This window comes from Spirosoma sp. KCTC 42546, from assembly GCF_006965485.1.
In the GTDB taxonomy this organism is placed as follows: Bacteria; Bacteroidota; Bacteroidia; order Cytophagales; family Spirosomataceae; genus Spirosoma.
The window spans coordinates 6,690,282-6,707,669 of sequence record NZ_CP041360.1 but is presented as its reverse complement, the minus strand read 5'-3'; the positions used below and the strand labels follow the sequence as shown (position 1 = coordinate 6,707,669).

Sequence of the window (17,388 nt, the reverse complement as noted above, 5' to 3'; positions counted from 1 at the left end):
AATTTGAAAATTCGTATGTACTTCAATAGGAGTGCCTGGCCAAAGCCCTAAATAGGGATGAGCTTTGCCATATAAATCGAACTTTATTCTGCTATACAGCGAATCGACAATCCCCTGCCTGCGGGCATATCAATGATATTATTCATACCTAAGAAGAATGTGGTACTGCGGAAATAAAAGCCAATAGGCTGGGCACCACTCCCGGTGATTGAGCTAGAAGTCCAGTAATAACCTGTCTGACCTTCGAAGTATAGGAGTTCACCGCCGGGGGCATTGGTGCCATCTCGCCAGCCAGCAGCAGGTAGATAGAGTGAAGAGCCAACTTTAGAACCATTGCCTGTCCATACAAAGCTTCGCAAAAGGCCGATAGCACTCCACTGAGATGAGGTGGGCACTTTATAACCAGCTGGGCAAGGGTCATTAGGGGTTTTCAGAAAACCCCATAAACTATAGTCTTGAGACACCATCCACGAGGAGGGAGTGATTCCACTTCCACTTAGAATAAATCGGTTGTTGCCAGGGATACCTGTTGCAGAAAGCGTGGTGGTGGTGGGAGAGTTCTTTAGTTGATGCCCGTCTTTAGGACGGCCCCATTGATAATAGTCCCCATTGATGGCTCCGCCGTTGTAGCTGAAAGGATCGAGCGTGCTGGTTTCAGCACCGAGGTTATAGCACATGAAACCAATCCAACCATCTATCGTTTCTATCCCACAAGCACTTTGGCAGGAGGCAGTGGGGAGGGTGTAGGTGTTTTGGGCATTAGCAATGATAAATGATGAATGATGAATGATGAATGCCAACAGTAGCATTCGTAGCCAGTTTGTCTGACTACCTCTATTGATATATTGTCTGTTCATTGTTGTAAATTAGTTGTTCGTGAAAAATCGGTTAGTCCACCTTTATGGTCAGGGTCATGGTGGCGGTGGCGGCATTGGCCAGGCTACCAATGGTCCAGAGTTGAGTACCTGAATCATAACTGCCCTGGGTAGGTACAGCCACTACCAGTGAGCGCCCTTTGGGTATGGGTACTTTCACTACCGCATTGGGGGCGTTGTCTGGTCCATTGTTGGTGACCACAATGCTGTATACCTGGTTTTCGCCTTTGTTATTGGTTTGTGTAAGGGGGGTAATGCTCACCCCGAGGTCAGAGGTAGGCGCAGCCACCAGCGTAATGGTGAGTGAGGTACATGTTTGCTTGGTGGCCGGGTCGGTGTATTTGTAAGAATACGTCCCCCCTGTCGTGGCTGAGTAGGTGCTGGCGGTAGCCCCCGCAATTACTACATTGTCTTTATACCAGGTAATGCCCGTTGCACCTGCGGTTGCTACATTTAGGGTAGCGGGGTATTGCCCCGTCATTTGAGCGTTGGCAATGATGGATGATGAATGATAAAGGATGAATGAAAGGAGTAGCACGTTCAAAAGCCTTATATGCCAAACCATCGGTTGTTTTTGTTTGATTGGTTTCATTGTACAATGTATTGAGTGGTGATTATTGCTTTGTGAGTTGCTCGGGTTGTTTTACGGCATCGCGTACCTCGCTCAAGAGGGCGGTTTTTACCAGAATCGTTCCGGTATTATCCAGCAAAAACAGGGTAGGGGTGCCAATGATGGCGTAGTTTTTGAAGTTTACACCGGCAAAGCCCTGCCAATCACAGTACTTGTCGGGCCAGGGCAGTTTAGTTGCGGTTTGCTTAAACGTAGGTGCGTCGAGATCGGCAGCCATACTCACTATGTTCACGTGTTTATGTTGCCAATCGGCATAGGTAGTGCTCAGATCGGTCAGCACTTTATCGCAGTTACCACAACCCGACTCGTGAAACACCAGGAGTGTATAGTGGTCTGAAAGCTGGTCGGTAGGCATTATTTCGGCGATGTGCTGTTGCCCATTGGCCATGTCTACATGTTTGGTAATGAGCAAGTCAGGCGCTTTTTTTCCTACACTTACCCGATAGGTAGCGGCCAATTTTCGTAGCTTCGAGCTAAGCTTTTCGATTGGTATCTGCTGCAGACGGTGATCATTGAGCAAAAAACCAACAAGTTGCTGCTCATCGTAGTGCCACGAGTTGGCATTACATATCGAGAGGGCCGCATCTGCCAGGGCTATATAAGTATCCAGGTTTTGAGTACGATGCAGGTTATGCACCATATCATCGCCAAAGTGTTGATGGTAGGCCGCATTATATTTATCATACAGTTCCGCCAGCCCATTGATGGTAGGGAACCATAAACCAGTAGCGTAGAGTTTGTCAAACTCAAGGGATTTAAAATACTGTTGAGCCGCCTTTTTTGTGCTGTCTGATGCCCACATTCCCCTTATTTTCTGTTCCAGATCGACACTGAACTGCATATACGTAGCGGCAAAGAGCGGAGAGCGTTTGATGGTATCGGCAAGCAGTACGAGCTGCTTTTCAAACCCTTGTTGCTCGGTCTGAAGTGTTTTGTACATTGCCTCGGTGGAATGATAGAACTGTGCAAGCTCGTTGGCCAAGGCGTGCTTTTTCTTTAGGGTATAACGACTGCCATACCAACGGTCGAGTGTTTGATTTTCGGGTGAGTTTAGAATCCGGGCATTTTGTTTATGCACATACTCGCCGGTACCCACAATGGTCGGGTTTTCGGTGGGCGAGTACAGCCAGTCAAAAGTGGCATCGGGTGGAGAGCTGGTTTTAATGACCAAGCCAACCATGCCTGCCTGTTTTTTGAGCCGGGTCAAGTCAAAAATGCCTTTTCCATTAGCATCGAGGGTAATTTGCTGGAGGGTATCTTTCCGGATGCCATGGGTAGCCACCAGGGTAACGAGCTTATTGGCATGAAAAGCTAAGTCAAGGTGAATGGTTTGGGCCACTCCCCCTGTAGTGAATAGAAGTAAAAAGGCAGCTAGCAAAGCAGAGCTTCGCTGATATAATAGAGGCATCATAGCATCATGGTTTTGGCTGAGAACGTATTGTAGATGGGCTTAAACTTGGTACTATGGTACTAACCTGTTGGTTAAGGCGTTTCCGCACTTGGGGAAGTTGGAGGCCATACTAGCTAGCCGCTTGCCCAAATTCTTTCTAACGGATAGGTATAAACGTAGGCAGGTATCTGCCATCGTAATAGAACCTGTCGGCCGAATACGTCACTTTCTTCTATCAGGAATGTACTAACCTGTGGATTGTTGGATTTAAAGGAATTAACAACCCTGGGAACTGCTGTAGTAAGAGGTTCCAAGGGCGGTTGCGTCTCCGATTTAGATTGGTAACGCAACGAGAGTGCAAGGAGTAGCGGTACATACAGAATCCAGTGCATAGGGTCTTGTGGCTTGTTGATCATAAGCAAACAAGAACAATGCGACAAGAAGAGTCCTATACGTCGAAATGAAATCCTATACCGTCAAATTGGTATCGATCTCTCTTTCGGAGTGACAAAAAAAGCTAGTGAGCAAGGAATGGCTCACGGAGACGAGCTGGCTATACGCATTCATTTTGCGTTGAATGTCGCCAGAAGGATAATTAAGGTGTTTCGCAATAATCGGGCAGAAAACCATATCCTAAAAAACAAAATAAAATCTTAAACAACATTATCGAGATTTTAGGGGGTAGGTAGGGGGTGCTTTGGACTAATCTTATGGGGGTAGTTGAGGTTGCTTTACCCCCCACCCCCTAAAGGGGGCTTTGCTCATGCGCGGCCGACTTTCCCTTTAGGGGGTTGGGGGGTGGTTGAGGTTGCTTTTACCCCCCACCCCCTTTAGGGCAGGGCTGTTAAGTTCTAATAAGTTTAGTGAGTTCGTTGACATTACTGCCAAATTTTATTTGCCCCTCGGTAATCGAGTCGTGGCCCGCCTGGCGATGCAAATTCAACGCAATCGTACCCAGAACCGCTACATTGACTGCACCACGCTTGTGGCGGATACGGTTCGTATCTTCCCCACATACTACATCCTTGACCCAGTGAAGCTTGTTCTCAATGCCCCAGTGACCCCGAATACCCTGAGCAAAAGCAGCCGCATCTAGGCCTAAATCGCTCATAAAATAGGCATCCGCCTGGCTCAGTTGACCCTTCACCAACCGGTGGCGGTGCACATGCACAAAGTGGCTTAAGCCCAGCCAGGGTTGAGTTAGTGTCGTGGGCAGGGCGGCATACACCGCCACTTGCCAGCTACTTTGTCGGCCATGGGCTTGTTGATGCGTGGCAAATTGGCTTAGAGCAGGCTGGGTGGCTACCGTCTGCTGGATATGAGCCAACAGCTTGCGTTGATTCGCTTTGACCTGGGCTACATAGTGGTTCTGGTTTTTGACGATCACCTCAAGTGTTTTTTTGGGTGTGAATCGCATCCAAGCGCACCAGCAGGCCTTTGTCTTGAAAATGGCTTAACAACTCTCGCACACGTACCCGCTCATCGCCAGTGGCGTTAGCATAGGTAGCCAACCGATGGACCAGTCCCGTTTGATGGCTCCACAAACTGACCATCAGTTGGAAATCCTGCCCCGCATCCTGCATGTGGGTAAGCGTAGAAGCTAAGGCTTTGCCATCGCCACTCAGCCAATCGCCTGCTGAAAGCGAACCCAGGGCGTCAGCCCAGGTGTTGAAGCAGTCGATCAAGGTCTGCTCGTCTAGCTTGGTGAGCACGGTGCGAAAGGTAACATAGGAGGGTACCCCATGCTTAAGGTCGAGTTGCTGGCTGAGCACCTCTTGGTGGCTCTGGCAAAAGCGGGCCACGGGTCGGTAGCCATGGTGGCCACACAGATTAGCCAGGACAACTAGGGCCAGGAGTTGTTCCAATTGGATGCGCCGTCCTTCGGCTCGCCGAGGATCGGCCAGGCCAGCAAAGGCTTCATACAGAGTCATATCCAAATAAAATTTGGCACTAATGTAAAGAAATTAAAGAACTTAACAGCCCTGCCCTAAAGGGGGCATTGCTCATGCGCGAACAAAGCTCCCTTTAGGACGGGTAAAAATAAGCCAATAAAAGAGGCTGGTTAAGTAAAGGGAATTCAGAACTTAACAACCCTGCCCAAAATGGGGTGGGGGTAAAAAGCCTTCCCAATAAACGATTTACAGCATTCACCTGAAACCCTACAAGAGTAGGTCATAGGAGAGGGAAACAAAAAAAGAATGGTGATTAGGGCATAAAACCAGAAAGGCACCCTCTACCAGAGGATGCCTTTGCTGACTGTATACGTTAAAAGCGCTTATCTTATTTTCGCTACAACAACTGGAACACACCTGGCGGGTGGGCAGGCACACTGGGTCTGTGGCAAGTTCACTACCACATCCCGATAACAACCCGCCCCCGTCTGAATCCGGATCGTGTAGGACTGACCCGCCGATGTGCTGGGGTTAGGCAGGGTAGTGACCAGCACTCCGCTGGCAGGCACCACCTGATTGGCACCACCCGCTACGATTTGGCTGGCATTGAAACTGCTGCCCAAGGAGATCGAGTAGGTATAGGTCGTCGCATCGTTGTTGCTCAGCTTCCAGCCACTGACCAGAATCCGCCCATCCGCATTAGGCACGTTGCCACTACAGGTTGGCGTTTGCACGTTGGCCTGATAGAGGGGTACCTCATCCTCCACAATCACCACCGGGCAGCAGGATCCACCAGGACATTGACCTATCGCATTTCCATTCGCCACCACCGAGTAGCTACCGGCCTGGGTTGCGGTGAAGGAGCTGGTAGTAGCACCTGAAATGGCGCTGCCATTCCGATACCACTGGTAAATACCCAGACCCGACGTTGTAGTTAGTTCAAAGGCATAGCCGGAACCTTTGCAGGCATGAATCGGTGGCGGACAAACATAGGGCGCTATGGTGATAGGTTCAGGGTCCGAATCATCCTCATCGTCGTTGGGGTTGGTCTTATGGTTACCCGTTGTCACATCGTTCTGAGCTGTTCCATCGTTGGTTGGATCATTGTCGGGGGTGGAGTCCACATCGGTGCCACCGGTGGCTGAGCTGATCTCGGCGGTGTTGGTGAGCACCCCCGTCACGCCCGATCCCACCGTGAAGACGATGTTGCGGGTGGTGGAAGCCCCCGCTGCCAGACTGGCGATGGGGGTGTTGAGGGTGGCTTTGCCGGCGTTGGCGGTCCAGTTGGCATCGTTGAGGGTCAGCCCCGCTGGGATGTAATCACTCAACTGCACGTTGGTGGCATCCACGTTGCCCTGGTTGTAGACGGTGATGGTGAAGGTCACACTGCTACCTGCCACTACCGTCGAGCTTTGACCGCTGGCCAGCGTTTTCTTCAGGGCCAGGTCAAAGACGGGCGTTGAACAGTTGGGCGAGTTAACCGTGGCGGTGGCGGTACAGCCATTCAGACTGGCGGTTAGGGTGATGTTGGTACCCACCGGAATGTTGCTGATGGTGCTGCCATTGACGGTTCCCGCCGTTGAGGTGAGGGTTCCATTGGTGGTAACGTTCACGGAGTAGGTCTGGCCATTGGCTGAACAAACGGGCGAACCTGGTGTCAGGCTAGGGTTGGGCTTTATGGTCAGCACGACCGCCGTGCGGGTAGCTGATTTACAACCGGTAGCCGCATCCAGCGCTTCCACGTAGAAGGTGCCCGCTGCCGTTGGGGTGTAGCTCAGGCTGTTGGCCTGGAGCAGGGTGCCCCCCGTGGCTGCACTGTACCAGTTGGCCTGCAAACCTGCGCCTAGGGTGACGCTCAGGGCTGGAATCGTTGTGCCCGCACAGATGCTGGCGCTGTTTCCCGTGGGTGGGTTGACTGTTGGACAGGCGCAGTTGGGTGCCGTGACGGGCAGTACGGTGGTACAGCCGTTGAGCGTAGCCGTCAGGGTGATGCTGGTGCCGGCGGTGATGCCCGTGACGGTGTTGCCACTGAGGGTGCCCGCCGTCGAGGTGACCGTACCGGTGCTGGCAAAGCTGAGTGAGTAGGTGAGCAGGTTGGCGGCACAGACCACATTGCTAACGGTGAGGGTAGGAGCGGGGTTAACCGTGGCAACCACGCTCGCCCCCGCACTTTTGCAGGTAGCATCTTTCACGCAGGCCACGTAATAGGTGGTGGTGGCGGTGATGGCTGGGGTGGTAAAGCTGTTGCCGGTTCCGACCTGGGCGTTCAGAGCCGCATTGCTGAACCAGCGGGCGGGGTAGGTCGCATTACACCCCGTTGCCGTTAGGGTAACGGTTCCCGTGCCACAACGACTGGCTGCAGTTGCGGTTGGGGTGGGTGGTGTACAGGCCGGGGTGACGGTGATGGGTTCGGGGTCAGCGTCGTCCTCATCGTCGTTGGGGTTAGTCTTGTGGTTACCCGTTGTCACATCGTTCTGAGCCGTTCCATCGTTGGTCGGATCATTGTCAGGGGTGGAGTCCTTGTCGGTACCGCCCGTGGCTGAGCTGATCTCGGCGGTGTTGGTGAGCACCCCCGTCACCCCGGCCCCCACCGTGAAGACGATGTTGCGGGTGGTGGAAGCCCCCGCTGCCAGCGTGGCGATGGGGATGTTGAGGGTGGCTTTGCCGGCGTTGGCGGTCCAGTTGGCATCGTTGAGGGTCAGGCCCGCTGGGATGTAATCAGTCAGCTGCACATTGGTGGCGTTCACGTTACCCTGGTTATAGACGGTGATGGTGAAGGTCACACTGCTACCTGCCACTACCGTCGAGCTTTGACCGCTGGCCAGTGTTTTCTTCAGGGCCAGGTCAAAGACGGGCACCGTACAGTTGGGCGAGGTAACCGTGGCGGTGGCGGTACATCCGTTCAGACTGGCGGTTAGGGTGATGTTGGTACCCACCGGAATATTACTGATGGTGCTGCCATTGACGGTTCCCGCCGTTGAGGTGAGGGTTCCGTTGGTGGTAACGTTCACGGAGTAGGTCTGGCCATTGGCTGAGCAAACGGGCGAACCTGGTGTCAGGCTTGGTGCCGGGTTTACCGTTGCCACAACACTAGCGCCCGCACTTTTACAAGTGGCATCTTTCACGCAGGCTACATAGTAAGTGGTAGTCGCGGTGATGGTTGGGGTGGTGAAGCTGTTACCGGTACCCACTTGAGTAGTCAGAGCCGCATTGCTGAACCAGACCGCTGGGTAGGTGGCATTACAGCCACTGGCCGTCAGGGTAACCGTACCCGTTCCGCAACGAGCAGCTGGCGTACCTGTTGGAGAAGGGGGTGTACAGGTTGGTGTACAGGTGGTTGGTTGTAACGTAGCTTGCACATCAATAAAACACCCCGCTGCATTAAACACGCGGACAGTATAAACAGTGGCCGTTACAGGATTGGCTAGATTATTCACGATCACCCCACCCACTGGAATGGCCGTGGCCGAAGCGTAGGTAGCACTGCCCGTGTAGGTAGCCCCTACATTATAGGCGTATTTGTCGCTGGCAGCAAAACCCGAAAGTGTCAGTTTCGCATCGGTGTTGGCGGCTGTTCCTGCGGCATTACAGGAGGCAGCGGTAGCCCCCACACTGGCGTTGGGCAGCGGATTGACCGTGGCGACCACACTCACTCCTGCACTTTTGCAAGTGGCATCCCTCACACAAGCCGCATAATAAGTGGTGGTGGCCGTGATAACCGGAGTGGTGAAGCTGTTACCGGTGCCGACCTGGGCGGTCAGAGCCGCATCGCTGTACCAGACGGCAGGGTAAGCAGCCGTACAGCCAAGGGCAGCTATGATAATACGTCCACTGCCGCATCGACTGGCTGCAGTTGCGGTTGGGGTGGGTGGTGTACAGGCCGGGGTGACGGTGATGGGTTCGGGGTCAGCGTCGTCTTCATCGTCGTTGGGGTTAATCTTGTGGTTACCCGTTGTCACATCGTTCTGAGCTGTTCCATCGTTGGTCGGATCATTGTCGGGGGTGGAGTCCACATCGGTGCCACCGGTGGCTGAGCTGATCTCGGCGGTGTTGGTGAGCACCCCCGTCACCCCGGCACCCACCGTGAAGACGATGTTGCGGGTGGTGGAAGCCCCCGCTGCCAGACTGGCGATGGGGGTGTTGAGGGTGGCTTTGCCGGCGTTGGTGGTCCAGTTGGCATCGTTGAGGGTCAGCCCCGCGGGGATGTAATCACTCAACTGCACGTTGGTGGCATTCACATTCCCCTGGTTGTAGACGGTGATGGTGAAGGTCACATTGCTACCTGCCACTACCGTCGAGCTTTGACCGCTGGCCAGCGTTTTCTTCAGGGCCAGGTCAAAGACGGGCGTTGAACAGTTGGGCGAGTTAACCGTGGCGGTGGCGGTACATCCGTTCAGACTGGCGGTTAGGGTGATGTTGGTACCCACCGGAATGTTGCTGATGGTGCTGCCATTGACGGTTCCTGCCGTTGAGGTGAGGGTTCCGTTGGTGGTAACGTTCACGCTGTAGGTCTGGCCATTGGCCGAGCAAACGGGCGAACCTGGTGTCAGACTTGGATTGGTACAGGGCGCTGAACAGTTCGGTGAAGTAACATTAGTTGTAGTGGTACAGCCATTCAGACTGGCGGTAATAGTGATGTTGGTACCCACCGGAATATTACTGATGGTGTTGCCATTTACGGTTCCCGCCGTTGAGGTGATAGTTCCGTTGGTGGTAACGTTTACCGAGTAAGTCTGCCCATTGGCCGAGCAAACCGGTGCATTCGTCGCCAGGCTTGGGTTGGTACAGGGCGTTGAACAGTTGGGCGAGTTAACCGTGGCGGTGGAGGTACAGCCATTCAGACTGGCGGTAATAGTGATGTTGGTACCCACCGGAATGTTGCTGATGGTGCTGCCATTGACGGTTCCCGCCGTTGAGGTAATGGCTCCATTGGTGGTAACGTTCACGCTGTAGGTCTGGCCATTGGCCGAGCAAACGGGCGAACCTGGTGTCAGACTTGGATTGGTACAGGGCGCTGAACAGTTCGGTGAAGTAACATTAGTTGTAGTGGTACAGCCATTCAGACTGGCGGTAATAGTGATGTTGGTACCCACCGGAATGTTGCTGATGGTGCTGCCATTTACGGTTCCCGCCGTTGAGGTGATAGTTCCGTTGGTGGTAACGTTTACCGAGTAAGTCTGCCCATTGGCCGAGCAAACCGGTGCATTCGTCGCCAGGCTTGGGTTGGTACAGGGCGTTGAACAGTTGGGCGAGTTAACCGTGGCGGTGGAGGTACAGCCATTCAGACTGGCGGTAATAGTGATGTTGGTACCCACCGGAATGTTGCTGATGGTGCTGCCATTGACGGTTCCTGCCGTTGAGGTGAGGGTTCCATTGGTGGTAACGTTCACGCTGTAGGTCTGGCCATTGGCCGAGCAAACGGGCGAACCTGGTGTCAGACTTGGATTGGTACAGGGCGCTGAACAGTTCGGTGAAGTAACATTAGTTGTAGTGGTACAGCCATTCAGACTGGCGGTAATAGTGATGTTGGTACCCACCGGAATATTACTGATGGTGCTGCCATTTACGGTTCCCGCCGTTGAGGTGATAGTTCCGTTGGTGGTAACGTTTACCGAGTAAGTCTGCCCATTGGCCGAGCAAACCGGTGCATTCGTCGCCAAGCTTGGATTAGTACAGGGCGTTGAACAGTTGGACCTCACGTTCACAGTTACTGTCCCCTGAGTACACCCTCCTCCCGAAACGGTGTAAGCGAGCTGCTGACCAGCGGCAGTACTCGGAATCGTTACACTTGAACCATTAACTCCTGAGCCTGACCACGTGAAAATTGATCCCGACGGTGGCGTACCATTTACGGAATAACTCAGATTGACAGTTTCGCCAGGGCAAACATTTACGCTCGATGCGTTAGCCGAGAGTGTACAGCTTGTCGTACACGCTCTCACATTCCACTGATAATAGGCATCTGGGCAATCTGTCGAATACCAGACTAATACACTATAGGTTCCAGGCCCTGTTGCCGTAAAAGTAGACCCCTGACCTGCACTCGGCTCATTGCCATTCCATCCATACATGAAACCTGCGCCGGAGATAGGCGAGCTCAATTGAATACTTTGTCCAGCACAAATCGTCAATTCGGTAGTAGTACCGGTTACACAGTTATTTGGACAATCCGTTTTCTGACTAAAGGTAAACAATTTGGTAATGGACTGACATCCATTACCAAAGGTGATATTACAATTCACACCACCCATTGAGTTCCACGTGGTAGTTGGGCCCGTGCCGCCGTTTGTCCAGCTATACCCTGTAGCCCCTGCTGTAGTGGCATCCAGTGTTACAGATTCAGCAGGGCACCGGGCAATTGTATAGCTACCACCCTGCGGGCAAGTAGCGGGAATATAGCCACAATCTTTACTATTGGCTTCGAGTAACGCTCCCTGCGTATACCCACCCGACCCATCGCAGACTCTTCTGTATTTACTGGTGCCATTACAAAGGTAGGAACTACCATCCCAGGTTCCGGCCACGCAAAACGACTGACAGGAACTATTGTTGCCCGTCTGTACACCCCAGCCCGAAGAGCAGTCTGAGGCACAGGTCCAGGTGTACTGCACGCCATTATCACAATAGATTTCGCCACAGGCGCGGCCACCTGCTGAGGTACAAGGTGATACATAGCCACAATCTGTACTGTTGGCTTCGAGTAACGCTCCCTGCGTATACCCACCCGACCCATCGCAGACTCTTCTGTATTTACTGGTGCCATTACAAAGGTAGGAACTACCATCCCAGGTTCCGGCCACGCAAAACGACTGACAGGAACTATTGTTGCCCGTCTGTACACCCCAGCCCGACGAGCAGTCTGAGGCACAGGTCCAGGTGTATTGTACGCCATTATCACAATAGATTTCGCCACAGGCGCGGCCACCTGCTGAGGTACATCCACCCGTTTGACAGGAACTATTGTTGCCTGTTTGTACACCCCAGGCTGTACCGCTTTCACAATGCCAGGTATATTGTACGCCATTATCACAATAAATTTCGCCACAAGTGCGACCATTTACCACTTGTGCCTGTGCAAGATTGCTACACAAAAGCAAGAAAATCACCCTAATAATGAGTTGATAGCTGAAATTATTGGGGGCACTTACTTTACAGGCTATATGCCTGTCGTATCTCCACATAAAATGTGGGCTATTATGGGTAAAAAGTACGTTCATAATAGTAATAATTTAACTGAAATCATTTTTTTGGCACGTAGTTTGTTTATTACATAGCAAGTAGTCGAAAGCCAAAAGCCGCATAACCAATCGTACTGAGGTATGGACTCGGGTTAATTACTCATATGTATCTTAATTAGAATGCCAGACAGTTACTAGGTTGACATAGTAGCTTCACAGCAGTAGCACCGCTACGGCTGTCGTCGTGATATTATAGGAAAATGAGTCTATGCCTCCCAGTTAAGCAGGTATAGATTACTCCATACGTGTGCGGTTTTTAAGAACCTGGTACTTGTTTCATGATTGTTTTGGGATCTGCGTTAGTTGGAATAAGGTGTTAATTCGCAGGAGAGATCGCTTGTAGGCTACTATATCTACCCTGTATGGCGAGAATAAAGGGGGCAATAAGCCTTTACTAGAGGTATGTATTTGCCAGAGAAGTAGCCAAGGACGCATCGAGTCTGTTGCGCCAGAAATGCAACGTTTCATTTACTTGCACAAATTTCCTATAACGTATATGTATAAACGTTAGTGAAGGTTGCTTCTCGTAGAGTAGCATCAAAACCGCGACGTTGATTGGGAATTGGTGAAGTGTTGTTCTGGCTTCGATTTGGGTTTTATAAAAAGGTGGGCTATTGGCTTTAAGGGCATTGGCCTTGTCTACGGTCTGTATACATACCCTGTTATCCGGTCCACCTAATTCTGACTGGCATATGAATACGCCCCTGTTGTGGGTTGAAGCCATACCGGTATACAACAGTACATTGGCGGCTTCTTGAAGGGCTGTGCTGATAGTCGGCGGGGTATCTAATTTAGCTCTGCAACTTAAGGGAAATCCGACTAGTAGTGGTATATAAAGGGTCCATTGCATAAGTTCTTGTGGCTTTGTTAAATGAAAGCAAACAAGAACAATGCGACAAGTAGAATCCTGTACAACAAAATGAAATCCTATACCGTCAAAGCGGCATCAATATCTCTCTATAGAGTGACAAAAAAAGTTATTGGGTAAGGAATGCTTTACAAAGCTGAACCAGCTACTCATCTAGTGCGCCTGGAATGACGAGAGAAGCGTATTTATGGAAACTGTCAATAATCGGGCAAAAAATAATATCTTAAACAACTAAATAAAATCCTAAAGAACAATTTTGAGTACTTGTGCAGTTGGTAAGGATGTTACTTCAGGCAAAGTTTGGTTCTCGGTGATCCGTATCGAACTGGCTCTGATCGGCTTGCTGAGAGTTGTGGCCATTCTCAGCCAATGTAGTTTCGCTACCAACATCTATAGTGTAAGTGGTACGTTACGTTTGACCAACAATAGTTCCATTGTGTGGCAATCAGGCTTATTCAAACTCGGTAGACAACAGTCATACAAGGTTCACATCACGAATGGGTTGGGTTGCTGTGAGAATATGTTTCAGACTAATTGCGGTTGCTCATGACTTAGTGTGTGCCCTTCTTCGTCAAATGGGTTAGTTAATGCGCCTTTTTTGATTTATAACTTTAGTGTATTTCAAGGTAAAAGCTGTACCAGTGTACACTGGTACAGCTTCCGTTTTTTAAGGGTTGTATCGCGGTTGTCATTTCCAGACAACCACTTTCTGTACCTGCACCGGCCGATTATCGCCCATGAGTCGCAACAGATACGTGCCATCGGGTAGACTGCCGAGATCAATTATCGTGTCGGTATCAGTCGAAACGGGTTGGGTTGGCAGCATGCTTTGGCCTGATAAGGAAAGTACTTCTGCGCGACCTGTGAAGGGCGGGCGTACAGTCAGGTAGCGATCGGTTGGATTTGGAAACGCCCAGGGACCCGTTGGTTCTTCAGGTACTCCTGTGACAACTACTTTCTTGGACGTATTTTTTAGGTAGCGAAGTCCACCCGCAATACTACCCAGCATCAGATCAGGCAGTTGATCACCATCCAGGTCGGCGGCAGCGGCAACAAGGCCCATACCCGGTAAGCCGATGGAAGACAAGGAGTCGATCAGCGTAAGGGACTGGTTGACCGGGTCGGGGAATTGATAAACCCGAACGGTACCATTCGCAGCCGCCAGGACCAGTTCATTTTTCTGATCGCCGTTTAAGTCGGCTACCACAATAGAACGGGCCTTTGCGTAAATATAATCGTCGGTAGTAATACCGCCGAACGTCTGGTTTTGCAGCTGAAAGCTGGGGCTGGTTGCTGTTCCGGCATTTCGGTAGTAAAGAATTGTACCATAGTTATACCGGCCAATCAAAAGGTCCGGCTTACCATCCCGATCAACATCCGTTACGGTAAGTAGATCAAGCGGGGCCATCAGATCCGGTGTAGGCCATCGTATAGCACTGCTAAGGTTATATTGGGCTGGCGCACCTTTAGCAGCCGAGTTGATCAATACCCGAATTTCAACCGCCTGCGCAGATGTTCCCGTTAAAACAAGATCCATACTGCCATTGGCATCAACATCAACAAATGAAGGAACGGTATTAATCAGCGCAAGTGATTTGGCAATGCCTAGATAATCCGTTGTAACAAGCACAAACGCTGGATTCTGGGTCGTACCCTTATTCTCGAATTGCCAGATGCCAGCTCGGTAAGCGGAGCCCAGGCCAGTTCCGCCATACCCAACGAGCATGTCTATATCACCATCGCCATCCAGATCCGCCAGCGCTGGAGCAGCTCGCTCACCCAGATCAAGCATATCGCTTTGCAGGAAATCTTTCTGAACTAACTCGAAGTTCGGTTTTTGGGTTGTTCCCGTGTTTTTATAGAACCAGCCCGATGCCCGAAAATCGAAGGCATAATTGTCGTTTGCATTCACATTGGGCGATGCCAGTAAGTCCTTCTGACCATCGCCATCTACATCCTCGAAAAAAGTAGCAGGGAAAGCCGGAAACAGAATCGGCGTGCTGGCAGGAAACAGGCTGTCATAACTCGTGAAATTCGCTTTGTCGCTGTTGGGGCCTGCATTACGCAGCCGGGCTATGTTTTCGCAACTTACAAAACCGAACAACAGATCTTTATTCCCATCGCCATCCGTATCGACCACCGTGAGTGTGTTACCTGTATGCATGGGCCGTGCCCCGCTCGGTTTAACGGGACTGGCAGCTACCCGTCCCGATCCATCGCACGTAAAGCCAAAGGTAAAATCATTACAGAACTCCTTCCGAAAGTGGCCCCAGCATAAATCACCGGTGCGTTGAAAGTCCAGGCCACCTTTTAGGCCTGTCCGTTCAAAACTCATGTTTTGCTGGTAGGCTAATATGTTGCCGTCTGCATCGAAGGTGATAATGTCCACATCGCCATCATCGTCATAGTCGGTAATGGCGGGGATATCGGTGCCGCCAACGTACAATTGAATTCGGCTTCCGCTCAGGCCCAGCGTCATCAACGGATCGGCGGCTACTTTGAACACAACCTGCCCATTCTGCGATTCATTGTGAAACACCCGGACATTCCCAGCTCCGTAGGTAAACAGATCTTTTCTGCCGTCGAGATCATAATCGACCAGCAATAACCAACTGTATAGGATCCTGGGGAACGCCGTTTCGTATTCTGGGGCATATTTCCAGGCGATTCCGCTGCCGGTTGGGTTGTCAATTGCCAGGAATGTACTGACCTTGTTTGTGGATCGGTCAAACACCACGAGGTCGTCCCGGGCATCGTCATTTAAACGAATGGTCGAGTACTGGGTTGTGTTTAACCCACCCGCCCAGGGGTTTATTAATACTTTGTTACTTACACTAATTGTTGGACTTTGATCGTACCGAAAGGCAATGGCTCCGGCAGATTGCCCATAGTTGAGCAATGGGCTGAGCAAAAAACAAAGCGTAAACAGCTTTTTCATCTAATTTTGGGCGATTTTAAACGCAAAGAGCGCAAAGGTTACGCGAAGGGCGCAAAGCAAAATTTTAGTTGCGCCCTTTGTGCAACCTTTGCGTCCCTTGCGTTTAAATCTTTCATTGAAAACGAAGAAACTGTTCCGAATGTGATGAATACCATCGAACAACTATACCATAAATTTCAGGAATGCACGGGTGTTTCGACCGATACACGCCGAATTACCCCCGATTGCCTGTTTGTTGCCCTCAAAGGGGATAAGTTTGATGGGAATCAATTTGCCGGGCAGGCTCTGGCAGCGGGTGCCCGCTATGCACTGGTTGATGACCCCGCCGTTGCCGCCCGCGATCAGGAACGCTGTTTGCTCGTTACTGACGGGTTAACGGCCTTGCAGGACCTGGCTCGCCACCACCGAAAAACGTTTAGCTTCCCCGTTATTGGTCTAACCGGCTCCAATGGCAAGACGACTACAAAAGAGTTAATAGCGGCTGTATTGTCGAAAAATTACCAAACCTATGCCACTATCGGCAATCTGAACAATCATATTGGTGTGCCACTAACCTTGCTCGCTATTACTGAGCAGTATGAAATGGCGGTTGTTGAGATGGGCGCGAACCATCAGAAGGAAATTGAACTCCTTTGTTCCATTACCCAACCTACGCACGGTTTGATTACCAATGTTGGCAAAGCACATCTGGAAGGTTTCGGGGGAATTGAGGGTGTTCGAAAAGGCAAAGGCGAATTGTATGATTACCTGATTCAGAACGGCCAAACGGTCTTTATCAATTCGCGCGATAAAACCCTGACCGCCATGTACCGCGAACGACTGAAACATCACCGCCCGGAGGCTGTCTTTGCCGAAGCTATCTTCTATCCCGCTGTGGATTCACCCAACGAGCCAATTGAATTAGTGCAGGAGTCGCCCGTTGTTGTTTACCGTGATTCAAACGGTCAGGAAATAACAACCCATCTGCCGGGGCGATATAATTTCGAGAACATGATGGCGGCACTGGCAATCGGCGATTATTTCGGTATATCGCCCGAAGAGGCCAATCGCGCTATTGCGGATTACAATCCAACCAATAACCGCTCGCAGGTCATTACCAAAGGCACCAATACGGTGTTGCTCGATGCGTATAATGCCAACCCCAGTTCAATGTCGGCGGCCATTCGCCAGTTTGCCGCTACTCCGGCCAAACGCAAAGTGGTGATTTTAGGTGATATGTACGAACTCGGCGACGAAAGTGAAGCGGAACATGCGGCACTGGGTAAACTCATTGCCGACAGCCAGTTTGACCTGGTCATTCTGGCCGGCAAAGACATGCACTACGCCCTGGGCTATCTGCCGAAAGCCTACTATTTTCCTGATAAATTTTCGTTACACAACTGGCTCATGGACAATCCTATGAGCGATACGCACGTATTGGTGAAAGGCTCTCGGGGCATGAGTTTAGAGACCGTCGTGCCTTTTATTTGACAAGTAGGGTATGGAAATTACGCTTTCCTGAATCTATTGGCAAGAAAACCCTGCTTGTTCGTAGATGATGTACCTTAATAAACTCC

General features: G+C 51.1%; 6 protein-coding genes and 1 pseudogene. 1 reads left to right on the top strand and 6 read right to left on the bottom strand.

The features are described 5' to 3' along the window. Nucleotides 1-83: 83 nt before the first annotated feature. The 6 genes and pseudogenes from EXU85_RS27460 to EXU85_RS27430 form a co-directional block, all read right to left on the bottom strand. Nucleotides 84-857, bottom strand: a complete 774-nt coding sequence (locus tag EXU85_RS27460; protein ID WP_142775151.1) for an FISUMP domain-containing protein — start codon at nucleotides 855-857, stop codon at nucleotides 84-86. A 31-nt stretch (nucleotides 858-888) separates the two neighbouring features. Further along, on the bottom strand, nucleotides 889-1,467 hold the full coding sequence (locus EXU85_RS27455; protein ID WP_142775150.1) for a DUF11 domain-containing protein: 579 nt from the start codon (nucleotides 1,465-1,467) through the stop codon (nucleotides 889-891). Between the two features lie 22 nt (nucleotides 1,468-1,489). After that, complete coding sequence (locus EXU85_RS27450) at nucleotides 1,490-2,917, bottom strand: thioredoxin-like domain-containing protein (protein WP_142775149.1); 1,428 nt, start codon at nucleotides 2,915-2,917, stop codon at nucleotides 1,490-1,492. 823 nt (nucleotides 2,918-3,740) lie between these two features. Then, a pseudogene (locus EXU85_RS36255) lies at nucleotides 3,741-4,827 on the bottom strand (ISAs1 family transposase). Between the two features lie 344 nt (nucleotides 4,828-5,171). Next, on the bottom strand, nucleotides 5,172-12,005 hold the full coding sequence (locus EXU85_RS27435) for a DUF11 domain-containing protein (RefSeq protein WP_142775146.1): 6,834 nt from the start codon (nucleotides 12,003-12,005) through the stop codon (nucleotides 5,172-5,174). Between the two features lie 1,577 nt (nucleotides 12,006-13,582). Continuing rightward, a complete protein-coding gene (locus EXU85_RS27430) occupies nucleotides 13,583-15,832 on the bottom strand; it encodes an FG-GAP-like repeat-containing protein (protein ID WP_142775145.1) in 2,250 nt (749 codons plus the stop codon). 144 nt (nucleotides 15,833-15,976) lie between these two features. Here EXU85_RS27430 and murF point away from each other — a divergent pair, with 144 nt between their 5' ends. Beyond that, nucleotides 15,977-17,302: a UDP-N-acetylmuramoyl-tripeptide--D-alanyl-D-alanine ligase gene (murF, locus tag EXU85_RS27425; RefSeq protein WP_142775144.1), complete on the top strand. Its 1,326-nt coding sequence runs from the start codon at nucleotides 15,977-15,979 to the stop codon at nucleotides 17,300-17,302. Nucleotides 17,303-17,388 lie beyond the last annotated feature (86 nt).

Coding starts and splice junctions, on each gene's coding strand:
- EXU85_RS27435 (WP_142775146.1), bottom strand. CDS start 12,005: ATGAACGTACTTTTTACCCATAATAGCCCACATTTTATGTGGAGATAC.
- EXU85_RS27450 (WP_142775149.1), bottom strand. CDS start 2,917: ATGATGCCTCTATTATATCAGCGAAGCTCTGCTTTGCTAGCTGCCTTT.
- murF (WP_142775144.1), top strand. CDS start 15,977: ATGAATACCATCGAACAACTATACCATAAATTTCAGGAATGCACGGGT.
- EXU85_RS27455 (WP_142775150.1), bottom strand. CDS start 1,467: ATGAAACCAATCAAACAAAAACAACCGATGGTTTGGCATATAAGGCTT.
- EXU85_RS27430 (WP_142775145.1), bottom strand. CDS start 15,832: ATGAAAAAGCTGTTTACGCTTTGTTTTTTGCTCAGCCCATTGCTCAAC.
- EXU85_RS27460 (WP_142775151.1), bottom strand. CDS start 857: ATGAACAGACAATATATCAATAGAGGTAGTCAGACAAACTGGCTACGA.